Here is a 26,756-nt window from a genome sequence, read left to right as displayed (position 1 = left end):
CCCGGTGACCGTGATCGGTCACCGGGCTGACGGGGTTACTGCTCGTGGAGCGTCGACGCGTCAGGGGCTCAGCCGCGTACGGACTCGAGCTCCCTGTCCTGGTCCGGGTCCGGGTCTTCCTGGCGTGCCGTCGGGAAGTCACCGAGCTGCTTGTGCAGCTTCTCGCCCTCCACGTCGACGTTCGGCAGCAGCCAGTTGAGCCACTTCGGCAGCCACCACGCCGACTTGTCCAGGAGGGCGAGCACAGCGGGGACGATCGCCATACGGACGACGAAGGCGTCGAAGAGGACCGCGATGGCCAAGCCGAAGCCCATCATCTTGATCATGTCGTCGTTCTCCATGATGAAGCCGGAGAAGACGCTGATCATGATGACCGCAGCGGCGGCCACGACCCGTCCGCCGTGCGTGAATCCGGTGACGACGGCCTCGCCGGGACGTGCACCGTGGACGTACGCCTCACGCATGCGCGTCACGAGGAAGACCTCGTAGTCCATGGCGAGACCGAAGACCACGCCGATCATGAAGATCGGCATCATGCTCATGATGGGGCCCGGTTGGTCCACACCGACGATGTCGGCGAGCCAGCCCCACTGGAAGACCGCGACGACGGCGCCGAGCGCGGCGGCCACCGACAGGAGGAAGCCGAGCGCGGCCTTGAGCGGTACGAGGACCGAGCGGAAGACCAGCATCAGGAGCAGGAAGGCCAGGCCGACGACGAGTCCGAGGTAGGGCAGGAGCGCGTCGTCCAGGGTCTGCGAGAAGTCGATGGTCATGGCGGTCGCGCCGGTGACCAGGACCTCGGAGCCCGTCTTGTCCCCAAGGCCGTCGACCGTCGAGCGGATCGTCTTGACGACCTCTTCGGTCTTGTGATCGCTGGGGCCGGTCTTCGGTACGACGTTGAAGATCGCGGTGTCGTCGGACTTGTTGCCGTTCGCCGGCGTGACGGCGGCAACGCCGTCGATCTTGGCGACCTCCTTGCCGACGGTACCGGCCGCGGCAGCCGCACCCTTGTCCTTGCCGGTGTCGACGGTGACCATCAGCGGGCCGTTGAAGCCTGCGCCGAAGGACTCGGACAGCATGTCGTACGCCTTGCGCTGCGTGGTGTCAGGCGCCGACGTGCCCTCGTCGGGCAGGCCGAGCTCCAGGCTGGTCGCCGGTACGGCGACCACACCGAGGCCCACCACGGCGAGCAGAAGCACCGGGATCGGGCGGCGCAGTACGAAGCGTGCCCAGCGTGTGCCCAGCTTCGGCTTGGCGTTCTCGTCCCGCAGCTCGCCCACGGGCTTCTTGCGGTCCTTGCGGCGCAGCACCTTCTTGCCCGCGAAGCCCAGCAGCGCGGGGATCATGGTGAGCGCGATGAGCACGGCTATGGCGACCGTGCCGGCCGCGGCCAGGCCCATCTTGGTGAGGATCGGGATGTTGACGATCGCGAGGCCGGAGAGCGCCACGATGACGGTGAGTCCGGCGAACACTACGGCGGATCCCGCGGTGCCGGTGGCGCGGCCCGCCGCCTCCTCCGGTTCCCGGCCGTCCGCGATCTCCGCTCGGTAGCGGGAGACGATGAAGAGGGCGTAGTCGATGCCGACGGCGAGGCCGATCATCATCGCGAGCGTCGAGGTCGTGGAGGAGAGGTCGAGGACGCTGCCGAGGGCCGCGATGCCCGAGACGCCGATGCCCACGCCGATGATGGCGGTGAGGAGCGGCATGCCCGCGGCGACCATCGAGCCGAAGGTGATGATCAGGACGACCGCGGAGACCGCGATGCCGATGAGTTCGGCGGAGCCGCCCATCTCCTGCTCGGCCATGACGGCGTCGCCGCCGGTCTCGACGGTGAAGCCGTCCTTGCGGGTGTCGTCGGTGGCCTCGGTCAGCGCGTCACGCGCCTTGTCGGTCAGCTCGGTGGCGGCCACCTTGTACGTGACGGACGCGTACGCGGTGGTGCCGTCCTTACTGACGGCGTTGGCCTTGAAGGGGTCGGCGACCTCCGAGACCTGCGGACCGGCGCCCAGGGTCTTGACCAGCTTCTCGACGTCGGCCTTGGGGCCGGTCTCGGTCAGCTTCTCGCCCTCGGGGGCGCGGATGACGACACGGGCCGTGGCGCCCTCGGCGCTGGCCGCGGGGAACTTCTCGTCGAGGAGGTCGAAGGCCTTCTGGGACTCCGTCCCCGGCATGGAGAAGGAGTCTTCGGGCGGTGCGGGTGCCGCGGACGCGGAGAAGCCGACGCCGGCGAGCAGCACCACCCACATCAGTGCTACATAGCGGCGTCGCCGGAAGGCGAGGCGGCCCAGTTTGTAGAGGAACGTAGCCACGGCGAAAGGGGCTCCCGTCGAGTTTGGCAGGCAGGGTGACACCCCCCGCGGCACGATCAGCGCACGTCAGGGCGGTCAGCAGGTTTCCTCTCCATAGTCCAGGGCTCGAACGGCCCGGGAGTCAGACTCAGAGTCGGACTCTGCGCCCACGGGCGCTGTAGTGCCGCGCACGCCAGGTCATCCTCGGGTAGGAGATGTGGTCAGAGTGTGTAGACCCCACATCACGCCCTTGATCACCGGAGGCTTCACCTCCGTACCGTGGGGCACCTGTTCATCCCACAACAACTCGCTCTCATAACACCGCAATAGGAGAGATAAGGTGTCGAGTCAGCTCTCAGATACTTGTCATCACCATCCAGGAGAACCTTCGTGACTCTTGCCATCGCGCCGTCTGAAGCCGCCGACTCGTCCGACGACACCTCGGTGGACGCCCCTGCGGCCGTCCCGTCGGACGATCCCGCGGCGGTCCTGTCGGACGACTCCGCGGCGGACCCGTCGGACGACTCCGCCGCGGTCCCGTCGGACGACGTGCCCGAGGCGGTGGCCCAGGACGCGCATGATTTCGGAGCCTACGCACGGACCGGCGGCTGGACCTTCGCCCTGAAGGTGGCGCGCAGTGTGCGCCCCGGCGGCATGGGCGCCGACGAGACGCCGAAGGTATCGGCGAAGCAGTTCAGCGAGCTCGCCGGCTGCTCCGCCGAGCGCGTCATGCGCTACTACAAAGCCTGGGACAAGGCCGCTGACGACGGTCTCGTACCCCACTTCGAGGCGCTCACGCCCGGCGCGGACATCGAACTTCCGGACTCCGACGCCTGGTTGATCTACTACACCTCCCGCTCCAGTGCCCTCTCCCCGCGCGGCACCGCGATCACGGAGGCCGCCGAGGCCGAGGGCATCCGCCCCACCAAGGCCCTGGAGGTCGCCGAGAACCCCACCGCGCTGCGGGCCGCGATCCTCGCCGACCCCGGGACCGCCGAGGCGGCGCGGCGCGCGCTGATGGACCGGCTCGATGAGGACCCGGCGCTGCGCACCGAGCTCGTCCGCGACATCGTCCGGGCCGACGACCTCAAGAAGGCCGTCGCCGCCGAGGCCAAGGCGGGCGACCGCGTCGACTACGTACGCCAGATCGTCGACAAGGGGCAGGTCAAGACGCCCGCGGGCCAGCTGATCGACGCGCCCGCCGAACTCAAGGAGGAGGCCGAGCGCCACCTGTCCCTCATCGACGAGCTCGACGAGGGCGAGGACTCCGGCGAGTGGGCCCGCGAGGCGTACGACACCGTGAAGGACCTGGTCGCCCAGACCGTCCAGAGCGACCCGCAGCTGCGGGTGCAGGAGCGCCGCGCGAAGTTCTACAGCAGCCTGCAGAAGGCGACGAAGGTCTTCGAGGAGCTGACCTTCGACGACGCCGAGGTCGACGACATCTACGAGGACGACATGCTGCGACGCCTCGAGGAGCTGCAGCAGTCGATCGCCGCGTGCATCACGGCGCTGCAGTCGGCGACGGCGGGCGCCGCCGGTTCCGCTGCCGGCGAGGAGAGCAGCTAGCGCAGAGCGGCTGACCGCCGCGGGTCCCCCACCCTCCCCGTACATCCCGATGATGACCATGGCTCCGCCCGTAGCCCTTGAGTCGTACGGCATGACCCATACGCGGAGGGATTCGCCGGACCCCGCCTCGCTCGTAGCTTCTTGATCAACGTACGAAGACCGACGTACGGAGTTGATCGAGGGGTCATGGAGCTATGCACGGCAAGGCATTCGCGCCTGAATATCAAGGTGAGTTGGGTTCGGCGCTCGGGGTGAACTCCTCCTACGAGGAGGTACTGACGCAGGCGGGCCGCGCCCTCTCCGAGGCGGACACCGCGCTGGAGAGGTCGCGTGCCGCACTGGCCCTGGCCGAGGCCAACCGGCGGCTCGGCCAGGTGGACGACGCGGGCGACGCCTGGCGGCAGAGCTACCGCAGCGCACGCGTCGCGGGGGAAGCGGGCGCCATGGCCTGGGCCCTGTGGAGCGGCGGTACGCTCGCCCGCCAGTGCGGCCAGTTGCGGCTCGCGCGGCGGCTTCTGACCTGGGGAGTCGCGCTGGCCGCCGACAGCGGGGAGCGCCTCGCGCACGGCTACGCGCTCGCCGGGCTCGCCGAGACCGGACGCATCCAGGGGGACTACGCGGCGGTGGCGGCGCTCCACGAGCAACTGCTCGAACAGGGACGGAAGCACGGCGAGGCGCGGCACATGGTGTGGGCGATGTCCGGCATCGCCCAGATGCGGCGGAACACCGGCGACTACACCGAGGCGCTCGAGCTGTTCGAGGAGTGCGTCCGGATCGCGGGCGACGCACAGGACGCGCGGGGGCGCGCCTGGTCGCTGCGCGGGGTCGCCGATGTCCTCTCGCTGCGGGGCGAGACGGAGCGCGCGCTCACTCTGCTCTCGGAGGCGGAGGGCATCTGCCGGACCATGGATCTGGCCGGCGCGCTCGCGTACAACCACAAGATGCGCGGCAACGTCCTTTACCGGGACGGGAGTTACGAGGCGGCACGCGAGATGTACGCCATTGCCCTCGAGGAATTCAGCACCATGCGGGAGCCGCGTGGCGTGGCCCTGTCCCGGCTCGGCCTGGTCAAGTCGCGTGCCCGGCTCGGCCGCGACCGGAGCGAGACGCTGGCCGAGCTCGCCGAGCTCGAAAGGGACTTCGCACGCATCGGCCTGCGGCAGGCACGGGACGGGGTCATCGCCTTCAGGAACGAGCTGGCCCCGGAGCCGAGCATGACGTGACGCGCGGCGTCACCCGGCCGGCGTGATGCGGATGCCCACCGTCCCGCTCGCGCCGCGCCGGAGCTTGCTGCCGAGCAGCGTGAGGCGGCCGACCAGGCCGTACTTGCGCGCGAGGAGGGTGCGGTAGCGCGCCGTCACCTCGGGGTCGCAGATCTCGGCGGTGGCGGGGATCTGCTCGCCGGTCGGGTTGCCCCGCAGGTCGCAGGGGCCGATCAGGACGTCGGCGCGGTTGCGGATCCGCTTGACCTTCCAGGAGTCCGCGACCGTCCAGACACCCAGCGCGGCGCCGTCCTCGACGACCCAGACGGGGGTCGGTACCGGGGTGCCGTTCTTGCGGTAGGTGGTGACCAGCAGGTACTTCCCGGCGCCGAGCCGCGCCTGCGCTACCTCGTCCACGTGCCGCTCCAGACCTCTTGTCGCCTCGGGCTGTCGCCTCGGACTCAGACCCAGTCAGCCTGTGGAGCGGATGCTACTAGCGATCAGGTTCGCTGCACGATCAAGCGTGCCTCCGGGGCCCGGACGGATCAGGACCCCGGAGGCGTGAGCTGTCGGACGGTCAGGCGCCCCACGTGCCCTGGTTGACGGCGCAGTTCCAGCCGTTGCCGTGGACCTTGAACTTGACCTTGTAGGACCTGGTGTTCAGCAGGCGCGTCTTGACCCTGACCCCGAGGCTGGCCTTGCCCTTCAGGCTCTTGTCGTAGACGGAGACGGTCTTCGAGGTCTTGTGCGAGACCTTGCCGCCCTTCGCCTTCGCCGTGCCGAAGCGCACGTTCTTCACGTTGGTGACGGTGAAGGTGACCTTCTTGAAGCTCTTGGTGCTCTTGTTCTTGAGGCCGAAGTACAGGCCGTCACCCTTCACCCAGCCACCCGCGCCGATGTAGAACCGGGACGTGTAGACGATGTCGATCGGGCAGCCGGAGCTCTGCGCCGAGGCAGCCGACGCCTTGGGCGCCTTCGGTGCGTCCGCTGCGGACGCGGATCCGGCCAGGCCGAGCTGAGCGGCGGTGAGAGCCCCCGCCGTGGCCAGTACCGCTGCGGTCGTACGTGCGTGGTTCATCAGGTTGTCGCCTTTCCCCCTGTGGCCCTCGCGGGCCCAACTTTCAGAACGGTGCGATGCGTGCGCACAGGTCGGTCTTCGTCCCTGTGCCGCCCGTATTTTTAGCAGGCGGAGGGACATGAGGGGACATCAGTTGCCTGAGCGCACAGCACCGTGACAAAAGCCGGACAATCGCCCAGTGGACCGGAATTAGGACTTCCGCCCGCTCACATCGGCGGTGGCGCGGGTGCGGGCCCCAGCGTCGTCGTGCCCGGGGTCGTCCGGTGGGCGAGGCCGGTGCGGTAGACATCCAGGGCGGCCTCCGTCCGGCCCGTGCGCCGGAGCAGATCACCGAGGAGGCAGCACAGTCCGGCCACGTCCCCGGCCGCGCCCGCGCGTTCGAGCAGCGGCAGTCCGGCGCGGTAGTGCTCCTCAGCCGCAACGGTGTCACCGCACTCCTCCGCGATGAGCCCGAGCAGCCGGTGCGCGGCGCCCATGTGCACCGCGCCGCGTCCGGCCCTCAGGGCCGGGGACTGCGTGGTCTCCGCGGTCTCTCTGTCTCCTGTCAGCAGCGGCCTCAGCAGCGCCTCGGCCTCTTGGATCTTGCCTCGTCGGCGCAGCACGTCCGCGAGTTCCACCTCGACCTGGTCGGCGAAGAGCGCGGCCCGCTTGGCGGTGAGCATGTCGTGTGCGGTGCGCAGTTCGTTCTCGGCGCGTTCCAGGTCGCCGTCCTGGGCGTGCACATAGCCGCGCATCCAGTGGCAGTGGGCGAGTTCGGTGCGGATGTGCAGCTGCTGATAGAGATCTTGGGCTCTGGCAAGGGATGCGTCGGCCTCGGCGATACGGCCCTGGGCGATGAGCGTACGGGCGACCCCGCGATGCATCCCGGCGAGCAGCGCCGGATCGTCCACTCGCGGGCAGAGCGCGAGGGCCAGTTCGGCGGCGTGTGCGGCGCGCTCGTGTGCGCCCATGTCCATGTACGGGGCGATGGACGCCGAATAGAGGAGGAGCAGCGCGTCCGGGTCGTGCAGGCCGGAGGCGTTGAGCTGATCGAGGGCGGTCTCCAACAGATGGCAGGCGTAACGGAGTTCACCCGTGAGCCGGTGGGCGTTCGCGCGGCCGCGGATCGCGGGAACGCGGCGGGGCAACGGCTCATCGGCGAGCAGCCGCTCCACGGAGGCGAAGCACTCGTGCGCGTCGTCGAGATCGCCGGATTCGAGGAGGCACTCGCCGAGACCGAGGAGCGCGGCGGCCCGCTCCTCGGGCAGCGCGTGCTCGACGGCCTCGCCGCACACGGCACGGAAGAGCGCGGCAGCGTCCTCGGGCGTTCCGGTGGCGAGGGCGCGCCGCGCGTCGGTCAGACGCAGCCGCAGTTCGGCGGCGAGGCGGGCGGGGCGTCCCGTCGCGAGCTCCTCGGGAGTGACGCCGAGACGCTCGGCCAAGTACCGCAGGGCCGCTTCGGAAGGCCTCGCCTTGCCCGACTCCAGCGTGGAGACGTACGCGGGTGTGTACGCGGGCCTGGCCAACTGCTTCTGCGTCAGGCCGAGTTCCGTACGTAGCCGCAGGACGCGGCGCCCGATCTCGGCGGGCTCGTCGAGCCGCATGCCTCCAGGTCGCCCCGGCCCCGCAAGTCCACTCTCCGTCATCTCTTCGTCGCCCTCTCCGGATGCGAGCCAATCCCACCCAGGCTTGGAACACGTGTACTTGGGACGGCGTGGCGCGAACTCACCATTCCCACCGTCACCTTGTGCATCGGGCATTGCCTGGCTTCCCGACACCCCCTACATTGAACCGCGCCTTAAGCTCCCTTAACCCCCCACTTACGTCGCGGACTTGCCGACCATCAAGTCCGCGCAGATCCCCGGGAGATCTTCCATGCGTAGACACGCGTCCCACATATCCCGCATATCCCGCAAGCGTCTCGCCGTGGCCACAGGTGTCGCCCTGGCGGCCGCGCTCGCCGCCACCGCGCCGGTCGCCGCGGACCAGGGCAAGGACGGCGGCGCCGATTCCGCCGAGCACGTCGAGGTCGAGTACTTCAACGGCCCGGACAGCCACCCCCGGCACACCCAGGTCCCCGCCTCCGCCCCGCTCGGCAGGAAGCAGCAGGCCACGATCAAGAACGACGGCGACGTCCTGCCGATCGTGGAGGCCGGACCGAGCGACACCAAGGTCGACGTCGTCTTCATCGGCGACGGCTACACCGCGGCCCAGCAGGAGGACTTCCACGCCGACGTGCACACCAAGTGGAAGGAGATGGCCGCCGTCGAGCCGTACGCCGAGTACGAGGACCTCTTCAACGTCTGGGCCGTCGACGCCCACTCGCAGCAGTCCGGCGTCTCGGGCGACCCGACGAGCGACGTCCGCAAGAACACCGCCCTGGACTCGGCGTTCTTCTGCGACGGCATCGAGCGGCTGCTGTGCGTCGACACCAACAAGGTCGAGGCGTACGCGGGCAAGGCCGCCGACCCCGACCTCGTCATCGTGCTCAGCAACTCCACCAAGTACGGCGGCGCCGGCTACAACGCCATCACCTCGCCCTCCGGGTACGACGGCATAGGTACCGCCTCCTCCGACCACCCCGACTCCGATCAGGTCGCCGTCCACGAGACAGGCCACTCGCTCGGCAAGCTCGCCGACGAGTACTGGTACGACGACAGCAGCTACACCGGCCCCGAGCCCGGCGAGCCCAACCTCACCAAGCTCAGCGCCGACGAGATGGCCGCACAGAAGACGAAGTGGCACAGCTGGCTCGGCCAGGAGTCACCCGACGGCGGCAAGGTCGGCGCGTACGAGGGCGGCGGCTACCACGGGCGCGGAGTCAACCGCCCCACCGAGGACTCGATCATGCGCACGCTGGGCCGCGAGTTCAATCTCCCCGGACGCGAGGCGATGATCGCGGGCTTCCACCAGCACGCGCCCGTCCTCACCGGTGTCACACCCACCGACCGGCAGGTGCGCGGCACCGGGCGGATGAGCGTCGAGGCGTCCTCCCACGCACGGGTGCGCTGGTACGTGGACGGCCGCGAGGCACGGCAGGCGCGGGGCGAGAGCAGCGTGAACCCTGCCACGCTCGGGGTACCCGCCGACGGCCGCGCGCACACCGTCACGGCACGCGCCACCGACCCGACCGACGCGGTCCGCACCCCGGAACTGCGAAGGCTCCTGACCGGCTCGCTCAGCTGGCAGGTCACACGCTGACAGGCCGCAGCAGTCACCCAGCGGTGACCAGGAAATACTTCGGCCATGACTACGCATGCGAAGCAGTTGCCGAAGGCGGCGGCACCGGCGGCACCCGTCCCGGGATGGGTGCTGCGGCCCGCCGAGTTCACCGACCTCGAACCCATGGTCGAGCTGCGCGCGATCGTGATGCGACCGGATCTTGAGCGGCTCGGCCGGTTCGACGAGGTTCGGGTGCGCCAGAGACTGCGGGACGCGTTCACTCCCCGGCACACCTCGATCGTCGTCGCCGACGGCGCCTTCGCGGGCTGCGTGGCCCTGCGACCGGGCGAGGACGCGCGGTGGCTCGAGCACTTCTACCTCGCCCCGGCCCTCCACGGCCGTGGCCTCGGTTCGGCCGTGCTGCGCGAGCTGCTCGACCGGACCGACACCGAGGGCGCCGACGTCCGCCTGAACGTCCTGCGGGGCAGCGCGGCCCGGCGCCTCTACGAGCGCCACGGTTTCAGTGTAGAGAGCGAAGACCCAGTCGACGTCTTCATGGTGCGCAGGCCGGGCTGACTCAGCGGCGGCGGGGAGGCGAGCGCCGGGGGTGCTCGGCAGGGGAGCTCGGCAAGCGCGCTCGGCAGAGGCGCTCGGCAGGGAAGAATTGGCCCAGGCTCCCGATGCGTAAATGGTCCACGGACTCGACCATTTGGCTGGCTAGCCTCTCCTCATCAGCGAAGAGACGGCCCAGCGGCCGCCTGCCCGGGGGAGCCTTGTGCCGATTCAGATCCTGCCGCCGACCGGAGCGCCACGCGTGCTCGCCGCCGCCCAGCTGAGCAACTCGCTCGGCGACGGCGCCTACTACGTGACATCGGCCCTGTACTTCACCCGGGTCGTCGGCCTCTCCCCCACGCAGATCGGGCTCGCGCTCACGGCTGCCTGGGCCGTCGGTTCCGTGACGGGTGTACCGCTGGGCGCGCTGGCCGATCGCAAGGGGCCGCGCGGCACGGCGGTGCTGCTCGCCCTGGCCACCAGCGCGTCGGTCGCCTCCTTCCTGTTCCTCCGCTCCTTCGTTCCGTTCCTCCTCGCGGCCTGCCTGTACGCCGTCGCCCAGTGCGGGCTCGCCGCGGCACGGCAGGCGCTGCTCGCAGGTCTGGTGACCCCCGCGGCGCGTACCGGCGTACTGGCCCACCTCCAGTCCACGCTCAACGCCGGTCTCGCCGTCGGTGCAGCGCTCGGTGGCCTTGCCCTGCAGCACGACACGCGCGGGGCGTACCTGGCGGTCTTCGCGCTGGACGCGGCCAGCTTCCTGCTCTGCGCACTCGTACTGCTCCGGCTGCCCGCGGTGCCGCGGACCGTGGCCCGCGAGCGGGGCGAGCCGCGCCTGGCCGTGCTCCGCGACCGTCCGTACGCCGTCGTCACCGCGCTCAACACGGTCCTGCTGCTGCGGATGCCGCTGCTGAGCCTCGCGATTCCGCTGTGGGTGGTGGACCGGACGGACGCGCCGAGCTGGCTGGTCTCGGCGCTCTTCGTCCTCAACACCCTTGCGGTGATGTCCTTCCAGGTCCGCATGGCACGTGGCGTCAGCGGACCGCGCACGGCCACGCGTGCGGTGCGGCACTCCGGTCTCGTCATGCTCGTCTCGTGCGTGGTCTTCGCGTTCTCCGCCGCCGGGCTTCCGGTGTGGGCGACCGTGGCGATCCTGGTGGCGGGCGCGGTGCTCCAGGTCATCGCGGAGATGCAGCAGTCCGCGGGCTCCTGGCAGATCAGCTTCGACCTGGCGCCCGCGCACCAAGTGGGCCAGTACCAGGGCTTCTTCGGCACCGGAGTCCCCGTCGCCCGTGCCCTCGGCCCGCTCCTGCTCACCTCGCTCCTCGTGGTGTGGGGCGTACCCGGCTGGCTGTTCCTCGGCGGGATCTTCCTGGTGGCGGGCCTCGCGATGGGTCCCGCGGTGCGGTGGGCGGAGCGCGCGCAGGCCGAGGCCAGGGCGGCGGAGAGTATATTCACCGGCCAACTACCGGCACCATGAGGAGTGGGTTGCGCGCACATGAGCGATGTCGTCGAGATCGATGAGGCACTGGTCCGCTCCCTGCTCCATGAGCAGCATCCGGACCTCGCGGACCTCGACCTCCACGGGACGGTCACCGGATGGGACAACCAACTCTGGCGCCTGGGTGATGATTTGGCCGTGCGACTGCCGTGCACGGAACGCGCTCCGGATCTCCTCCGTAAAGAGCACCACTGGCTCCCCGCCCTGGCCCCGCGCCTTCCGCTCCCGGTGCCGACGCCCCTGCGGATCAGCGCACCGACCGCGCGCTTCCCGAAGCCCTGGACCATCGCGACCTGGGTCCACGGCGAACCGCTCGACCGCGCCACGATCAGCCGCGCCGACCACGCCGCCGACGCGTTGGCTCAGTTCCTCAGGGCGCTCCACGTGGACGCGCCCGCCGACGCACCGGCCAATCCGTCGCGGGGCGTTCCCCTCAGCACTTTCGCGCACGAGTTCCCGCAGGGTTTCAAGTCCGTCGCCCCCACCGGCGATTTCGCCGGTGCCCCGGACATCTGGGAGGACGCGCTCTCAGCCCCCGGTCCGGCAGGGCCGCCCCGCTGGCTGCACGGTGACCTTCATCCCGCGAACGTCGTGGTGTCCGACGGCACGCTGTCCGGCGTGATCGACTTCGGTGAACTCTGCGCGGGTGACCCGGCGACCGACCTCTCTGCCGCGTGGCTCCTTCTCCCCGCGGGCGCGGCAGCACGGTTCTTCGACACGTACGCCCACGCCGACGAGGCCACCATCCGGCGCGCCCGGGGCTGGGCCCTGTACCGGGCCGTCGGCCTCGTCCACATCGGCCAGGCGGGAGAACAGGGCCTCCCCGGCGGGAAGCCCACCTGGGGAGTCGCGGGCCGGGCGGCGCTCGCTCGTGTGCTGGCAGACAGCTGACGGCTGACACCTGACCGCGGGGCGTCTCACGTACCCACCCGCGTCGTGCGGAAGCGTGCGGCGTACGCGGACGGCGTCGTACCCAGATGCCGGGCGAAGGCCCTGCGCAGCGTCTCGTCACTGCCCAGGCCACTGCGCAGGGCCGCGTCGGTGACGCTCGCGCCGCTTTCGAGGAGCATGCGGGCCGCCTCGATCCTGAGGGACTCCACGTGCGCGGCCGGGCTGGTGCCGAGCTGCCGCGAGAAGAGCCGGGTCAGATGCCGGGGGCTCACGGCGGCCCGCCCGGCCAGGGTCGCGAGGCGGTGGTCGGCCGCCGGGTCGGCGGCGATGGCGTCGAGGAGCGGGCGCAGCACCGGATGGCTGGTCGCCGGGGTGCGTGAGGCGGCGGAGAACTGGGACTGGCCGCCGGGCCGCTGCAGGAAGACCACGAGGTCCCTGGCGACCCGCCGCGCGGTGTCGGGACCGTGGTCCTGTTCCACCAGAGCCAGGCAGACGTCGATACCGGCCGTGACCCCGGCCGAGGTGAGGACGGGCCCGTCCTGGACGTAGATGGCATCCGAGGTGACGGTGATGTCGGGGTGGAGCCGGGCCAGCTTCGCCGCGTGCTCCCAGTGGGTGGTCGCCCTGCGCCCGCGCAGGAGTCCCGCCGCGGCCAGGGCGAAGGCCCCGGTGCACACGGCGGTCACCCGCCCGGCCCCGCCCGCCAGTTGGGCCACTAGCTCGACGAGTTCGGGCCGTTCGGCGAAGGTGACGAGTTCGGCGTGGCCGGGAACGACGAGCGTGTCCGCCGCGCCCACATCGTCCGCCGGCAGATCGGCCGCGATCCGCAGTCCGGTGGAGGTTCTGACGTCCTGCCCGTCGGGGGTGCAGACCCGCACGGTGTAACCGCCGCCGGTGTAGCGGGCCGCGGTGGCGAAGACCTCCAAGGGCGCCGCGACGTCCAGAAGGCGCACGCCGTCGAAGGCCAGGACGTAGACGTGGTGGGGGCGGGGTCCGTCCGGTGGTTCGGGCACGGGTCCACGGTAGCGCCACGGCGTGTCCAGATGTGTGGGGTACCTGTCCACAGGGACATGGCCGTCGGACACGTACGTCGCGCAGGCTGGTGCCAGCACCCGACAGAGACCCACACACCCGCCCCTACCTCCCCCACCACCTCGACGACAGGAGTCACGCCATGACCGTCCACGCTTCCTCCGCCGCCGGAGTGTCCGTGCCGGACACCAAGCTGGCCGCCGCGGCCACCGAACTGGTCCGGGACACGACGGACGAGCTGATCTATCACCACTCCCGCCGTGTCTTCTGGTTCGGCAGTCTGCAGGGCGACCGGCGCGGACTGAGCTTCGACCCCGAGCTGCTCTACATCGGCGCGATGTTCCACGACCTGGGTCTGGGCGAGCGGTTCCGGGACAGCGGCCGTCGCTTCGAGGTGGACAGCGCCGAGGAGGCCCGCGCCTTCCTGCACGGTCACGGCGTACCGGAGGACAGCGTGCGCCGGGTGTGGACCGCCATCGCCCTGCACACGACCCCGGGCATCCCCGAGTTCATGGAGCCGGAGATCGCCCTGGTCACGGCCGGGGTGGAGTACGACGTCCTGGGCATCGGTTACGACGACCTGACCGCCGAAGACCGCGCCGAGATCACCGCGCTGCACCCCCGCCCCAACTTCAAGCGGCGGATCCTGGAGGCGTTCACCGAAGGAATCGCCCCCAAGCCGGAGACCACGTTCGGAAACGTGAAGGCCGACGTCCTCGAGCACTTCGTCCCCGGCTACACCCGCGGCGACTTCGTCGAGGTCATCCGGAACTCACCTTGGGAGGAGTAGAGGAGGAGCGGAGAGGGAGCGGAGGGGAAGCCACGGCGCCACTCCACCCGCTCCACCCGCTCCACCCGTCAGAGCCAGTTCACATGTCAACTCAGGGTTGACACCCTTGCGACTGTCAACCTAACGTTGACACATGACGCAGCCCCTGCAGCCCACGCAGCCCATCCGTCTCGACGATCTGATCCAGGCCATCAAGAAGGCCCACCCCGAAGCACTCGACCAGCTCTCCGACGCCGTGATCGCCGCCGATCACCTCGGTGACATCGCCGACCATCTGATCGGCCACTTCGTGGACCAGGCGCGCCGCTCGGGCGCCTCGTGGACGGAGATCGGCAAGAGCATGGGGGTCACCCGGCAAGCCGCCCAGAAGCGGTTCGTGGCCAAGGACCCCGGCGAGATGTCCGACCTCGACCCGCGACAGGGCTTCAGCCGGTTCACCACCCGGGCTAAGAACGTGGTCATGGCATCGCAGGAGGAGGCCCGCGCGGCGGGCAACGACGAGATCGGTCCCGGCCATCTGACGCTCGCCCTCCTGACCGAGCCGGACGCTCTCGCCGCGAAGGCACTGGTCGCTCAGGGGAGTTCGCTCGACGCCATCCGCGAGAGCGTCACCGAGGCGCTGCCTCCCGCGGTCGGCGAGGTGCCCGACCTCATCCCGTACGACGCGGGGGCGAAGAAGGTCCTGGAGCTCACTTACCGCGAGGCACTGCGGCTCGGCCACAACTACATCGGGACCGAGCACATCCTGCTCTCGCTCCTGGAGGCGGAGGGCGACGCGGGCACGCTCGCCGGACTCGGCCTCGACAAGGCGGCCGCCGAAGCGAACATCACCGAGGCCCTAGAGGCGATCCGCACCTCCGTCAACCAGGTGTGACGGAACCCGGGTCGGCCCGGGATTCGCTCTTGGGCGGGCTGTATCCGCGGTTCGCCCCTGTCACTCGGTAGCTCTTCTTCACCTCCAGGGGCAGTCCGAAGAGCCCGTCCACGGCAGTGGCCAGACCGCCCACCGTCTCGTCGTGGATGCCGTGGCCGAGGATCTGGACGAAGCCGACGCGGGCGCAGGCGTCGTCCATCTCGCGTGCCACGCGGTCACGTTCGGCCGCCGAGCCGCCGTCGACGTACGGCGTGATGTCGACGACGGGAACTTCGAAAGGCGCGAAAGGCGAAGGCGGCCCGGCCGGCGTATGCGGCTCGGTCGTGGACGGGGACACGGGCGTCATCCTGTCGTGAGCGAGGGACTACGCCAGATTGCCTATCACGATTTCACCGCCCGGGTTCACTGCCCGGTTCCACCGTCGGCTTCCGGCGGCACATCGGCCGGGGCGATGTCCCCCTCCAGCCTCCGCAGCCGCTCCGAGTCGCAGACGCGCGGGCAGGTGCCGCACGCCTCGGCGGCACGGATCGTGTAGTACAGGCAGCAGCCGAGACGGGTACGGGTCGGGTGCCGCTCGCCGTCGCGGGTCGTCAGGTGCCGGAAGTCGGCGCCGCCCGGGAAGGGGGCTACCGGGCCGGGGAGCAGGGCGTCCACCGCCCGCAGCGCCTCGTCCTCCTGACCGAGCATGCGCCCCAGGTACCAGATCCCGGAGACGAGGTCGTCCCCTGCCATGCCCCACAACACTCGTCGCCTGCGACGGAGTTGGGGACCCATCGCCGTGAGCAGCGGCCGCATGTGCGCGACGACGGCGGCGCGGAGTTCGACGCGGAGCGCCTCCTCGTCGGGAAAGACCCGGGTTCCGGGGAGCCCGGCCGCCGGGTCGTCCGGGAGGCAGGCGAAGGAGCCGGGGACGACCTCGAAGGTGCCGGTCTCCATGTGGACGCGTACGTCCTGCGGCCGGACACGCGGCACGCGCCGCTCCAGGTACCAGGCGCCGCTCATCAGCAGCGAGACCGACCAGAGGTAGCCGTGCAGGGCGCGGGATGCGGCGACATCGGGGCGCGGGGTGTGGTCGTGACCGGAGCGGATGCGGGCGGCCTCCGCGTCGACGAATGCTTCCCGGGCATCCTGATGCAACGTCAGTTCGGCACCGGTGAACCACCCGTGCCCCGCGATCGAACCGGGCCGCACCACCGTGACGGCGAGCGTCTCACAGTGCGCGGTGAGCCGTTGATAGGTCGCGGCGAGCAGGTCGGCGGGGCTCAGGGCGGTGGCGGTCGGCGCCAGGTCCGGGGCCACGGTCAGCGGCACTGGTACTCCTCGGAAAGCAGGTCCATCGATGGCTCGCCGGTGGATCCGTCCACCGCGAACTAGGCAAGGCTTACCTTATTTTCCTTGAGATTGCCTCATCGCGGACGGCGCGCCGCGCGCCTCTCCGTGGCGAGTGGTCCCACCGCCACGGCGAATTGACATCATTAGGCATACCTAACCTAAACTCTCACTCCGTGTCCAAGATCGCTAGGGCCGTCCCGCCAGACAGCCTTGCCGCGCGGCGGATCCGTCTACTCGTCGCCGGATTCGGTGCGTTGGCGCTGTGCGCACGAGACGTGGATGTCGGGCATCAGTGTCCAAGCCGCGGAGTACGTCCTTGAGGACGTGGCCAAGCGGCAGACATCGAACCGCCGACGAGATCGGCGCCCCTCCCTCACATCCTCATCCGCTCGCACCCTGAAGTGGACTCACCCATGCGGCTGTACGTCCTCGCCCGCAACCCCACCGACTCCGTCACCGAAGGCTTCCTGCCCGCCGCGCGCGAGCTCGGCCTCGACGTCACCCTTCTCACCGATCAACCGGACGCCCACCGGCGCGGTCCCGCCCAGGAGATCCTGAAGGGCCTGGAGATCCTCGAGTGCGACGTACGAGACTTCCGCGCCGTGATCAGCCGGATCTCCGCACACCACTCCCCCGGCGCCGTCTTCACCAACAGCGACCATCTGCAGACCGCGGCCGCACTGGCCGCCGCATACTTCGGGCTGCCCGGCAAGGACTGGCGGACGGCGTTGCGCGCCAAGGACAAGGCGCAGATGCGGCGCCATCTCGCGGCCGCGGGCGTCGACGCGGTCTGGTCGGCGGAACTCTCGGCGGGGCAGAATCCGACGGAACTCCGCGCACTCGACGTGCCGTTCCCGTGCGTGGTCAAGCCGCGGGAGGGCGTGGCGAGCGAGGACGTGGTGCTGGTCGACGGGCCCGGGGAGCTGGAGCGGCGGTGCGCGGAGATTCAGACACGACGGCCGGGCGCCGCGCTGGTCGTCGAGGAGTATCTCGCCGGGGAGCTGTGCACTCTGGAGACGCTGGGCGACGGCCGGGTCCGGCACGTCCTGGGCGGCTTCCGTACGGAGGTGTCGCCGCCGCCGTACTTCATCGAGGAGCGGATGACGTTCGTCCCGGCGCATCCGGAGGCGGTGACGGCTCAGGTCCTCGCCCAACTGGACGCGCTCGGTGTGGGGTTCGGCGCCTGCCACACGGAGTTCGTCGTGGCGGCGGGACGGGCACGGCTCATCGAGGTCAACTACCGCGCCATCGGCGATCAGTGCGACCTGCTCCTCGCCCAGCTCCTGGACATACCTCTCTTCGAGCTCATCCTCCGTACGCATCTGGGCGAGCCGCTCCCCTCGGACCTGGGCGCGCGGACGGACGGCAGGGCGCGGCTCGACTACCCGTGCGCGCGGAGCGCGGGAACGCTGACGGCCGCCCCGCGCGCGTGCGAAGTGACGCTGGGCGGAGTGCGGCTGACGTACCGACCGCTGCGGGAAGTCGGCGAGCGGCACGAACTGCACGGCACCAACCGGGACTTCCTCGGCGTGGTCCGCGCCACCGGCACCGAACAGGCAGCGGTGGACCGGGCCGTGGCGGACTTCCTGGCCGAGCATCGCTGGGAGATCACACCGTGACGGGAGGTACGGGAAGTACGGGCGGTACGGCCGGGGCTGCTTCCGTCGCCGACAGCGTGAGTGTGGGCGTGGGCTTGGACGTCGAGGGTGAGCTCCTGTTACGCGTGCTGAGCGCGCTCCTGCGCGAGGACGTGGTGGGGTGGCGCACCGGGAGCGGCGCGGTGCGGCATGCGGACGGCTTGTGGCTGAGGCTGCCGGTGGGAGCGGCGGTGCGGGACGATTCCGCGACGGCCGAAGCCACCGCCAGGATCCCCGCACCCCGGCCCGGCGACGCCCTGCTGATGCCCGTCCGCGCGGACGGCTATCAAGGGACGTACGCGGCTCGGCTCCCGCTGCTCCGGCGGGAGTCCGACGGCGCCGAGCTCACTGACGCGGGCGGCATTCTGTCCGCCCTGCGCGACCTCGCCGACCCCGTGGACCGTGGCGGGTTCGATGCCTTCGCCGCGGAGTGCGGGCAGGCGCTCGACGCCATGCGCCTGCACGCCGGGACGAAGGACGAGGCGGACGCTCTGCTCGCCGGTCGGTACGGCGCGGATCCCGCCGCCTGGACCGGACTCGCGGGAGGGCTCGGCTACGACACGCTCGCCGCGCGGGCGGATCATCCCGTGTATCCGACCTCACGCGGCCGGTCCGAGCTCTCCGTTGCCCAACTGCACGCGTACGCACCCGAGTTCCACCCCAGCTTCGCGCTACGGCAGCTCGCCCTGCCCCGCGAGGCCGTCACCGTCGGCGGAAACACCGACGCCTGGCTCTCACCGGGCGCATCCGGCGCACCCGAGCTCGAAGGGAGCCATCTCCTGCTCCCCGTACACCCCTTGACCGCGGACGGTCCGCTGCGGGAAGCGCTGCGGGAAGCGGGGCTCGACGGACGGGCCCGGCTCGTCGACGCCCCCGGACCCGATGTCGTACCGACCCTGTCGATGCGTACCGTCGCCCTCTCCCGCGACCCCACGCGGCACCTCAAACTGCCGCTCGCCACCGCGACACTGGGCCTGCGCAATCGGCGTACGATCAAGCCGGGCACCCTCACCGACGGCGCCGCGGGCCAGCGCCTCATCGAAGCCGTCATCGCCCGCGAGCCCAGGTTTCAGGGGGTCGTCCTGCACGCGGACGAAACCCGCTTCGCCCACGCCGGGCATGAACTCCTCGCCGTGCTGCTGCGCCGCTACCCCGCCGGGCTCGACGGCGCCGTCGTCGTACCGATGGCCGCACTCATGTGCCCGGCACCCGGTGGCGGCGACCGGCTGCTGATCGACCACCTCGCCGACCGCTTCTACGGCGGCGATCCTCTCGCCCTCCTGGACGCCACGCTCGCCCTCCTCTTCGACTGGCAGACCACCCTCTTCGCGTATGGGATCGCCCTGGAGTCGCACCAGCAGAACATCTCGCTGGTGCTGGACGAGCACACGGGCGACGGCCGGGGCCACCGCACGCGGCTGCGACTGCTGTTCAAGGACAACGACGGGCCGCGTGTCCACCTCGCCCGGCTGCGGGACGTCATGGGGCAACAGGCGCCGGACCGTGCGGAGTTCGACGACAAGAGGATCTTCGTCGACGGGGATCATCCCGTGCTCGACCTGTTCACCACCATCACCCTCCACCTCTGCGCGGGCTCCTACGCCTTCGGGCTCGCCCGGCACGGCCACGCCCCGTTGGAGCGGCTGCTCCGGCTGGTGCGCGAGAGGCTCACCGAGGCCGTCGAGCGGCTCGGCACGGGTCCCGACGAGCCGGGTGCGCTCCTGCGGGCGCACATCCTTGACGCGGCGACGCTGCCCGTCAAGGCGATGGTCACCGCGGGCACCCTGCTCTCCAAGGAGCGCTCCGGGGCCGCCGACATCAACAAGCACTACACGACAGGGCCCAACTACCTCCGATGGACGGCGACTTCATGATGGCCAACGCACCGTCGGCACATGCTCCGACGGGGGGCTCGACCGTGGGCTCCATCCTGTCCGCGCCCCTCACGACCGGCACCGCGATCGCTCTGATACCCCTGGCCGCCGCCACTCTTCCCGCCCTGTTCCGCCGCTCGCCCCGCATCCGCTGGAGCCGTTGATGTCCTTGCCGACCGGCACGTTCTCCGCCCCGTCCGCACTGTCCGCCAAGGCCGCCCCCCTCCTCGCGGGCACCCCCGTCGCCGGCGCCGCACCCACTCGTCTGCCCAGCGCCGACCAAGCGGTCACGCACACCCTCCTCAACTGCCTGCTGCGTGAGGTCTCGGGCCCCGAGCACCAGACCGCCGTCGTCGACGGCGGTCTGGTGCTCAGACTGCCGCGCCGCGGAGTTCTCCTGCGCGTCGCGCTGCGCCGTACGTCCCTCCTCGGCGCCCATCGCTTCACCGGTCCTGTGACCGAGCAGCGGGACGGCGGCTGGGTGGAGGTGGACTGGCCGCGGCTCGCCGAGTACACGCACGCCGAGCTCTCGCTGCGCACGGGGGTGAGCAACGAGGAGTTCCTCGAGCAGATCGCCTCCAGCCATGAGGGCGTCAGCGCCGCGATCGCCGCCGCCCGTCCGGCACCCGCCGCGGGGACGGCGCCCGCCGCGAGAACCGCCCCCGCCACCGATGCGGACCCGAAGTGGCTCGCGAGCTACCTCGCGTCCGAGCAGTCCCTGCTGTTCGGCCACCGCTTCCACCCCACCCCCAAGGCCCGCGGCGGCGATCTCGCCGACTGGTCCGCGTACGCCCCCGAAGCCGCGGCCACCTTCCCCCTGCACCACCTCGGCGTACGGGACCACCTCATCGCCGAGGAATCGGCGCGACCGGGTGCCACGGACCCGCTGGACCAGCTCGGGACCGTGCCGGACGGCTACCGGCTGCTTCCCGTGCACCCCTGGCAGTACGCCCTGCTGCGAGAGCACCCGGGGCTGCGCGCCGCCCTGGACCGCGAGGACGTCATCGACCTGGGGCCGGGCGGCTCCCCTTTCGCGGCCACCGCCTCCGTGCGCACGCTGTACGACGGTGACACCTTTCTGAAGTTCAGCCTGAACGTCCGCATCACCAACTGCCTTCGAAAGAACGCCCGTTACGAGCTGTCGGGTGCCGTCGCTCTCACGCGCGTACTCGAAGGCGCCCTCGACGATCTCGCCGCCCGTTTCCCGGGCAGCGCCGTGCTCCGCGAGCCCGCCTACCGCAGCCTGGCGCTCGCGGACCCCGACGGCCGCCTTGACCTCGCCCTCCTGGAGGGCTTCGGCGTCATCGTCCGTGAAGGCCTGAGCGGGCGGCTCCATCCCGGTACGACGCCGCTGCTCGCCGGGGCCGTCGCGGACGAGTATCCGACGGGGCCCGGCCACATCTCCCGCCTGCTGGAGGGCGCGGGGCCGCAGCGGGCTCTCCAGTGGTGGCGGACGTATCTGCGGCTCCTGCTGCCGCCAGTGCTCGCCGCGTACTTCGACCACGGCCTGGTGCTCGAACCGCATCTGCAGAACGTCCTCGTCTGCGTGGACGGCGACGGCATGCCCGCCCAGGTGCTCTTCCGTGACCTCGAGGGCACCAAGCTCCTGCCCGAGCGGCACGCCAAGACCCTGGCCGCGCTTCCCCCTGAGGTCGCGGGCCCGATGACGTACGACGCGCAGCGCGGCTGGGACCGCGTCGTGTACTGCCTCCTGGTCAACCACGTCGCCGAGCTGCTCGCCGCCCTCGCCGACCTCCATCCGCACACCGAGCCCGCCCTGTGGTCCGAAGTCCACTCCGCCCTCCAGGAGTTCGCCGACACGCACGGCTGCCCGCCCCGGCTCAGCGCCCTGCTCGCCGGAGTGCCGCTGCCCGCCAAGGCCAACCTGCTCACCCGCTGGGAGCGCAAGGCCGACCGGGACGCGGGGTACGTCCGCCTCACCTCCCCCTTTCCGCTCGCCGAGCATGTGCGGGACCTGGGCGCCCGCACCGACGCACCTTGGAGCACCGCCGGATGACCGTCCCCACTCCCGCCGTACGTGAGCGTGCCCTCGACCTGGCTCCGGAGGAACTGCCCGCCTACCTGTACGACCTGTCGGCCCTCGACGCCCATGCCGCTGCCGTGCGCGCCGCGCTCCCCCGGCAGGTCGAGCTCTACTACGCCGCCAAGGCCAATCCGGAGCCGAAGGTACTGACCGCGCTCGGCCCGCACGTCGACGGCTACGAGGTCTCCTCGGGCGGCGAACTCGCCCATGTCGCGAAGGCGGCGGCAGGGCGCCCGCTGGCCTTCGGCGGACCCGGCAAGACGCCGGACGAGATCACAGCCGCCCTTGAGCTGGGCGTGGAGCGCTTCCATGTGGAGAGCGCGTACGAGCTGCGGATGCTGGCCGCGCTGGCCGCCCGCGTCGTGCCGCACACCCGCGTCGGCGTCCTTCTGCGGTTCAATCTCGACCTGAACGACGCATCCCTGGCGGGAAGTTCACTCACGATGGGCGGGCGCCCCACGCCGTTCGGCATCGACCCCGTAGACGCGGACTCAGTGCTCTCCGGATTCAGCGGCGGCGGCTTCCCCCAGCTTCATCTGCTCGGCGTGCACGCCCATTTGGCCAGCGGGCTCGACGCACCGCGGCAGCTCGCGGTCGCCGAGTCCGTCGTGGCCTGGTCGCAGGCGCTCGCCCGGCGGCACGGCGTCCGGCTGACGGAGGTGAACGTCGGCGGGGGAATGAGCGTGGACTACGCCGACCCCGGCGCGCGCTTCGACTGGGCCCGGTACGGCGACGGCCTCGCTCTGCTCTGCGCGGCGCACCCTGAACTCACGCTCCGCATCGAGCCGGGGCGGGCACTGACCGCGTACTGCGGTTGGTACGCCACCGAGGTGCTGGACGTGAAGGAGAGCCACGGCGAGGAGTTCGCCGTGGTGCGCGGCGGCACCCACCACCTGCGCACCCCCGCGGCCAAGGGCCACGACCAGCCCTGCACCGTGCTCCCGGCGCGCGAGCCGTGGCCCCACCCCTGGCCACGGTCCGAGGCGCTGCGGGACCGGGTGACGTTCGCGGGGCAGTTGTGCACTCCCAAGGACATCCTGTCCCGGCGCGTTCCGGTGGCGGGGCTACGGGCCGGGGACCGGGTGGTGTTCGCGATGGCGGGTGCGTACGCGTGGAACATCTCGCACCACGACTTCCTCATGCATCCGGGACCGGGCTTCCACTTCCTCCCGTAGCACCGCTCAATACCTGCCTACCTCTTTGGTGCCCCTCAATACCCCTTGGACCATCGCACGACGTTGCGCAGCGGCTCTCCGCCGACGAGCCGCCGCCAGTTGTCCTCGAAGAGGTCGAGTATCCGCTCCGTCTCGTCGCGTGAGCCACCCGCGGTGTGCTGGGTGAGGATGGCGTTCGGGCAGCTCCACAGCGGGTGTCCGGCGGGCAGCGGCTCCTCGCGGGTGACATCGAGGACCGCGCCGCCGAGGCGGCCTGAGCCGAGGGCCGCGACCAGTGCGTCCTCGTCGGCCAGGGTGCCGCGCCCGGCGTTCACGAAGACCGCGCCGGGGCGCAGCCGGTCGATGCGCCGCCGGTCGAAGAGGTCGGCGGTCTCGTCCGTACCCGGCAGCAGACCCACGACAATGTCGAAATCGGGCAGCCGGGCGTCGAGTTCCTGCCGGGTGCGGATGTCGCCGTCACCGCGTGCGAAGTGCGCGACGGAGCAGCCGAAGGGCGCGAGGAGTTCGGCGAGACGCAGGGCGATGGCTCCCCTGCCCAGGATGAGGACGTTCGCGCCGCCCAGGAGTCGAAGCCCTGGCCGTATGTCGAGGCTCGACCAGGTCTGCCCCGCGCGGAGTCCGGTCAGCACGTCGACACCGCGGTAGAGAGCGAGGATGCCGGCCAGGCAGGTCTCCGCGACCGGATCGGCGAAGAGTCCTCCGAGATTGGTGACGGCGAGGCGCTGCTCCAGGACAGACCAGTCGAGGCCGGTGTAACGGTCGATGCCGACGGACGTCAGCTGCATCCACCGCAGGTGCGGCGCCTTCGCCACCCAGTCCGCTCTCGGGTTGCCGAGTGCGATGTGGGAGTCGGCGAGGACCTGCGCGTCGCCGATCGAGTCGGAGTCCGGTTCGGTGAACCAGACATGCCCCGGTGCGATGGCGCGCAGCCGCTCCTGTTCGGCGATGTCGAGCGCCAAATCGACATAAAGGACGGCGTCCGGTGGCAGGGCAGCCCGGTCAGAGGCCTGCGGAGCGTTTGGTGCACGGACCATTCCTGATACCCCCGTGGTAAGGAAAGTGCTGGTGAACGCACGTTCACCGAACTTAGGGCTTTCGCTCCACGGAGGTCAACAGCGGGCCTTGCGGGTCAGGCTCCCGTCGTGGAGCCGGGTCTGATGATCATGAGGACGGTGACGGTGGCCCAGAGCAGGTTGAATACGCCGGTGTACATGGCGAGTCGGGTACTGGCGCGCTCGCCCAGGACCACCGTGCCCGCCCCGTCGGCCAGTTGGCCGCCCTCGCCGCCGCCTTCCCCTCCCCCTGCCACCGCCGCGAGCGCCGCCTCCTGACGCGGCAGAACCAGGATGATGAGCACCACGGCCGCGGCCATCGTGAGGATGATCGATGCGATCAGCCAGGCGCTGGTGAGCACGTTCAGGCTGCTCGCGGTCGCGAACCCGGTGACGGGGACGGCGACACCGACGAACGCGTACACCGAGCAGATCCGCTGCAGCAGACGCAGCGAGGAGACGGCCGCCGTGTCCCGCGGGTCGGCCTGCGCCCGGCGCAGGATCGCGGGGAACATGCTGGAGGCCACGGTGACCGGGCCGACGGCGATGATGGCGGCCAGCACATGGAGCGTCAGGAAGAACTTGGTCACGGCAAAAGCCCTCGGGATTCCGGAGAACGGGGGGACGGGGGAACGGAGAACAGGGAACGGGCAACGGGAGGCGGGGAGATCTGGCGGCCCCCGGTCGGGACCCGGGGGCCGAGACTAGCCAGCGCCCGCATCTGCCAACAGTGGCATTAGTGACACGCTTCGCACAGATAACGCCATCGGCTCTTGGGGCAGCTCATGAGGTGTGAGCACGTGTGAGCACGTCACATCTGCAGGCCGCACGCTTGGCGGGATGGCGACTCTGATCTACATTTCCGCCATGCATACCGTGGCCGTCCTGGCCCTTGACGCCGTCATCCCGTTCGACCTGTCCACCCCCATCGAGGTCTTCGGCCGCACCCGGCTGCCGGACGGGCGGGCCGGTTACCGAGTACGGGTCTGCGCCGCCGCGCCGCAGATCGACGCCGGTCTGTTCACGCTCCGGGCGCCGTGGGGTCTGGAGGGGCTCGCGGACGCGGACACGATCATCGTGCCCGGCATCCGCGACGTCTCCCGGCCCGTTCCCGACGCGGTGCTCGACGCACTGCGGGACGCGGCGGCCGACGGCACGCGGATCGCCTCCATCTGCGTGGGCACCTTCACGCTCGCCGCGGCCGGGCTCCTGTCCGGGCTCCGCGCCACCACGCACTGGCTGGCGGCCGGCAAGCTCGCCGAGTGCTACCCGGACATCGGCGTCGACCCGGATGTCCTCTACGTCGACAACGGGCAGATCCTGACGTCCGCCGGTGCCGCCGCAGGCCTCGATCTGTGTCTGCACCTGATTCGCCGGGACTACGGCTCCGCCGTCGCCGCCGACGCGGCCCGCCTCTCGGTGATGCCTCTGGAACGCGAGGGCGGCCAGGCCCAGTTCATCGTCTCCGAGGCGCCGCCCACACCGCAGGGATCGGAACTCGAGCCGCTCCTGCGCTGGCTGGAGGAGAACGCCGAGCGCGAGCTCACCCTGGAGGACATCGCGGGCCGGGCGGGCATGAGTACCCGTACCCTCTTGCGCCGCTTCCGTGAGCAGACGGGCAGTACGCCGCTGCAGTGGCTGCACCGCACACGGATCCGGCAGGCCCAGCACCTGCTCGAAACGACGGGGCACTCCGTCGAGCGCATCGCCGTACAGGTCGGCTTCGGCTCACCCACAGCCTTCCGTGACCGCTTCAAGCGTGTCGCTGGGGTCAGCCCGCAGGCCTACCGCAAAGCGTTCCAGTGACCGATGGCCGATGACCTATGGCCGCTTTCCCTGAATCTCGATGTGCCGAGCTCAGGCCTTCCGCGCCTCGACGAGGCACCAGTTGGGGCTGCCGTCGGCACGGCGACCGAACTCGTCCAGCGCGTGCAGCCGCACAGTGAACCCGGCCCGGCGCAGGTCCTCAAGAACACCTCGCAGCGGGAAGGTCCGGTAGTACATGACGAACGGCGGACGCCACAGCAGATTCCGCGCCCGCATCACCCCGTCGAAGCCGAGCAGCGCCCAGTACAAGGGCGATGTCATGGGCTGCGGCGCCCCGATCGGGAAGGCGAAGACCCCGCCGGGCCGCAGCACCCCGCCGACCTCCGCGAACAGCCGTGGCCGCTCGGCGGGCAGGAAGTGCCCGAACGCCCCGAAGCTGACCGCCAGGTCGAAGGCCTCGGCGAAGGGCAGGGCACGGGCGTCGGCCCGCACCCACTCCACCGCGGGCCCACCGTCCCGATGCTCCACACGGTCCCGATGCTCCAGAGCGGCCTGCGCCCGGGCCAGCATCCCGGCGCTGAAGTCGACGCCGGTGACCCGCTCGCGGCACAGCGGCAGCAGCGTCTCGACGCCCGCGCCGGTGCCGCAGCAGACATCCAGACCCGCGTCGAAAGGCCCGAGGCCACGCAGTGTCTCCGCGACCGCGTGCAGCATCCGGTCGGGCGTGCGGAACGGGGTGTGGTCGAACTTCGGGGCCAGCAGGTCGTAGCCGTCCTCGATGGAGGAGAGCGCCTGCACGGCCAGTTCCCGGAGTGTGGGTCCCTGAGAGGTGAACACCGTCCCCAGCCTAGTCAGCGGCGGGGGGGGGGCGGGACACGCCCCGCCCCGCCATCCGTTGGGGAAAAAAGTGGGGAAACAAAAGAGGAAACCGCCGAGGAAACAGCTGGTGGAGAACCCGTCGAC

24 protein-coding genes are annotated in these 26,756 nt (G+C 70.7%); 14 read left to right on the top strand and 10 right to left on the bottom strand.

What is annotated here, in order from left to right:
* Positions 1–68: 68 nt before the first annotated feature.
* Positions 69–2,309 (bottom strand): MMPL family transporter, encoded by a 2,241-nt coding sequence (locus ACZ5CR_RS17940; RefSeq protein WP_468858384.1) that lies wholly within the window; start codon positions 2,307–2,309, stop codon positions 69–71.
* Between the two features lie 369 nt (positions 2,310–2,678).
* Here ACZ5CR_RS17940 and ACZ5CR_RS17935 point away from each other — a divergent pair, with 369 nt between their 5' ends.
* Together ACZ5CR_RS17935 and ACZ5CR_RS17930 are read left to right on the top strand one after the other, a co-directional pair.
* Positions 2,679–3,854: a hypothetical protein gene (locus tag ACZ5CR_RS17935; protein ID WP_468858382.1), complete on the top strand. Its 1,176-nt coding sequence runs from the start codon at positions 2,679–2,681 to the stop codon at positions 3,852–3,854.
* Positions 3,855–4,048: 194 nt separating this feature from the next.
* Positions 4,049–5,077 (top strand): tetratricopeptide repeat protein, encoded by a 1,029-nt coding sequence (locus ACZ5CR_RS17930; protein WP_468858380.1) that lies wholly within the window; start codon positions 4,049–4,051, stop codon positions 5,075–5,077.
* Between the two features lie 9 nt (positions 5,078–5,086).
* On the opposite strand, the gene ACZ5CR_RS17925 is transcribed toward ACZ5CR_RS17930, so the two are convergent.
* The 3 genes from ACZ5CR_RS17925 to ACZ5CR_RS17915 all read right to left on the bottom strand — a co-directional run bounded on the left by ACZ5CR_RS17925 (position 5,087) and on the right by ACZ5CR_RS17915 (position 7,717).
* A complete protein-coding gene (locus tag ACZ5CR_RS17925) occupies positions 5,087–5,473 on the bottom strand; it encodes a PPOX class F420-dependent oxidoreductase (RefSeq protein WP_468858378.1) in 387 nt (128 codons plus the stop codon).
* A gap of 160 nt (positions 5,474–5,633) precedes the next feature.
* Complete coding sequence (locus tag ACZ5CR_RS17920; RefSeq protein WP_389906635.1) at positions 5,634–6,134, bottom strand: hypothetical protein; 501 nt, start codon at positions 6,132–6,134, stop codon at positions 5,634–5,636.
* Positions 6,135–6,340: 206 nt separating this feature from the next.
* The gene (locus tag ACZ5CR_RS17915; RefSeq protein ID WP_468858375.1) at positions 6,341–7,717 is read right to left on the bottom strand and encodes a helix-turn-helix domain-containing protein; all 1,377 of its coding nucleotides are present in this window, start codon (positions 7,715–7,717) and stop codon (positions 6,341–6,343) included.
* 271 nt (positions 7,718–7,988) lie between these two features.
* Between ACZ5CR_RS17915 and ACZ5CR_RS17910 the strand changes: the two genes are divergently transcribed.
* The 4 genes from ACZ5CR_RS17910 (at position 7,989) to ACZ5CR_RS17895 (ending at position 12,216) form a co-directional block, all read left to right on the top strand.
* Entirely contained in the window at positions 7,989–9,314 is a 1,326-nt protein-coding gene (locus tag ACZ5CR_RS17910) for a M64 family metallopeptidase (RefSeq protein WP_468858373.1), read from the top strand.
* 144 nt (positions 9,315–9,458) lie between these two features.
* On the top strand, positions 9,459–9,851 hold the full coding sequence (locus tag ACZ5CR_RS17905; RefSeq protein WP_468858807.1) for a GNAT family N-acetyltransferase: 393 nt from the start codon (positions 9,459–9,461) through the stop codon (positions 9,849–9,851).
* Between the two features lie 199 nt (positions 9,852–10,050).
* Positions 10,051–11,304, top strand: a complete 1,254-nt coding sequence (locus ACZ5CR_RS17900; RefSeq protein ID WP_468858371.1) for an MFS transporter — start codon at positions 10,051–10,053, stop codon at positions 11,302–11,304.
* Between the two features lie 18 nt (positions 11,305–11,322).
* Positions 11,323–12,216: an aminoglycoside phosphotransferase family protein gene (locus ACZ5CR_RS17895; RefSeq protein ID WP_468858369.1), complete on the top strand. Its 894-nt coding sequence runs from the start codon at positions 11,323–11,325 to the stop codon at positions 12,214–12,216.
* Positions 12,217–12,242: 26 nt separating this feature from the next.
* Here ACZ5CR_RS17895 and ACZ5CR_RS17890 read toward each other — a convergent pair whose 3' ends face one another.
* Positions 12,243–13,229 carry a GlxA family transcriptional regulator gene (locus tag ACZ5CR_RS17890; protein WP_468858367.1) on the bottom strand — a complete coding sequence of 329 codons (987 nt, stop codon included), beginning with the start codon at positions 13,227–13,229 and terminating at the stop codon, positions 12,243–12,245.
* A gap of 161 nt (positions 13,230–13,390) precedes the next feature.
* Between ACZ5CR_RS17890 and ACZ5CR_RS17885 the strand changes: the two genes are divergently transcribed.
* Complete coding sequence (locus ACZ5CR_RS17885; RefSeq protein ID WP_468858365.1) at positions 13,391–14,038, top strand: HD domain-containing protein; 648 nt, start codon at positions 13,391–13,393, stop codon at positions 14,036–14,038.
* Positions 14,039–14,171: 133 nt separating this feature from the next.
* The gene (locus tag ACZ5CR_RS17880) at positions 14,172–14,912 is read left to right on the top strand and encodes a Clp protease N-terminal domain-containing protein (RefSeq protein ID WP_468858363.1); all 741 of its coding nucleotides are present in this window, start codon (positions 14,172–14,174) and stop codon (positions 14,910–14,912) included.
* On the opposite strand, the gene ACZ5CR_RS17875 is transcribed toward ACZ5CR_RS17880, so the two are convergent.
* Both ACZ5CR_RS17875 and ACZ5CR_RS17870 read right to left on the bottom strand, forming a co-directional pair.
* The gene (locus ACZ5CR_RS17875; RefSeq protein WP_468858361.1) at positions 14,899–15,249 is read right to left on the bottom strand and encodes a 2-oxoglutarate and iron-dependent oxygenase domain-containing protein; all 351 of its coding nucleotides are present in this window, start codon (positions 15,247–15,249) and stop codon (positions 14,899–14,901) included. The genes ACZ5CR_RS17880 and ACZ5CR_RS17875 overlap by 14 nt on opposite strands.
* Positions 15,250–15,314: 65 nt before the next feature.
* Positions 15,315–16,217 (bottom strand): (2Fe-2S)-binding protein, encoded by a 903-nt coding sequence (locus ACZ5CR_RS17870; RefSeq protein ID WP_468858804.1) that lies wholly within the window; start codon positions 16,215–16,217, stop codon positions 15,315–15,317.
* A 440-nt stretch (positions 16,218–16,657) separates the two neighbouring features.
* Between ACZ5CR_RS17870 and ACZ5CR_RS17865 the strand changes: the two genes are divergently transcribed.
* From ACZ5CR_RS17865 to ACZ5CR_RS17845, 5 genes are read left to right on the top strand one after another with little or no spacing between them, the layout of a single operon-like run.
* Complete coding sequence (locus tag ACZ5CR_RS17865; protein WP_468858359.1) at positions 16,658–17,863, top strand: ATP-grasp domain-containing protein; 1,206 nt, start codon at positions 16,658–16,660, stop codon at positions 17,861–17,863.
* 56 nt (positions 17,864–17,919) lie between these two features.
* Positions 17,920–19,755 carry an IucA/IucC family protein gene (locus ACZ5CR_RS17860; RefSeq protein WP_468858801.1) on the top strand — a complete coding sequence of 612 codons (1,836 nt, stop codon included), beginning with the start codon at positions 17,920–17,922 and terminating at the stop codon, positions 19,753–19,755.
* Positions 19,737–19,919, top strand: coding sequence for a hypothetical protein (locus ACZ5CR_RS17855; protein WP_468858357.1), 183 nt, complete (start codon positions 19,737–19,739; stop codon positions 19,917–19,919). Before ACZ5CR_RS17860 ends, ACZ5CR_RS17855 begins: the two co-directional genes overlap by 19 nt.
* Positions 19,919–21,772 carry an IucA/IucC family protein gene (locus ACZ5CR_RS17850; RefSeq protein WP_468858355.1) on the top strand — a complete coding sequence of 618 codons (1,854 nt, stop codon included), beginning with the start codon at positions 19,919–19,921 and terminating at the stop codon, positions 21,770–21,772. Before ACZ5CR_RS17855 ends, ACZ5CR_RS17850 begins: the two co-directional genes overlap by 1 nt.
* Positions 21,769–22,974, top strand: coding sequence for a type III PLP-dependent enzyme (locus ACZ5CR_RS17845; protein ID WP_468858353.1), 1,206 nt, complete (start codon positions 21,769–21,771; stop codon positions 22,972–22,974). The genes ACZ5CR_RS17850 and ACZ5CR_RS17845 overlap by 4 nt, the downstream gene beginning before the upstream one ends.
* A 35-nt stretch (positions 22,975–23,009) precedes the next feature.
* On the opposite strand, the gene ACZ5CR_RS17840 is transcribed toward ACZ5CR_RS17845, so the two are convergent.
* Positions 23,010–24,008, bottom strand: a complete 999-nt coding sequence (locus ACZ5CR_RS17840) for a D-2-hydroxyacid dehydrogenase (RefSeq protein WP_468858351.1) — start codon at positions 24,006–24,008, stop codon at positions 23,010–23,012.
* A gap of 95 nt (positions 24,009–24,103) precedes the next feature.
* Positions 24,104–24,616, bottom strand: coding sequence for a hypothetical protein (locus ACZ5CR_RS17835; protein ID WP_468858349.1), 513 nt, complete (start codon positions 24,614–24,616; stop codon positions 24,104–24,106).
* 277 nt (positions 24,617–24,893) lie between these two features.
* Between ACZ5CR_RS17835 and ACZ5CR_RS17830 the strand changes: the two genes are divergently transcribed.
* On the top strand, positions 24,894–25,832 hold the full coding sequence (locus tag ACZ5CR_RS17830) for a GlxA family transcriptional regulator (RefSeq protein ID WP_468858347.1): 939 nt from the start codon (positions 24,894–24,896) through the stop codon (positions 25,830–25,832).
* 51 nt (positions 25,833–25,883) lie between these two features.
* Here ACZ5CR_RS17830 and ACZ5CR_RS17825 read toward each other — a convergent pair whose 3' ends face one another.
* Entirely contained in the window at positions 25,884–26,630 is a 747-nt protein-coding gene (locus tag ACZ5CR_RS17825; RefSeq protein ID WP_468858345.1) for a class I SAM-dependent methyltransferase, read from the bottom strand.
* Positions 26,631–26,756: the final 126 nt, after the last annotated feature.

The organism is Streptomyces sp. NPDC031274 (assembly GCF_055570235.1).
This window is presented reverse-complemented; position numbering and strand designations above follow the sequence as displayed.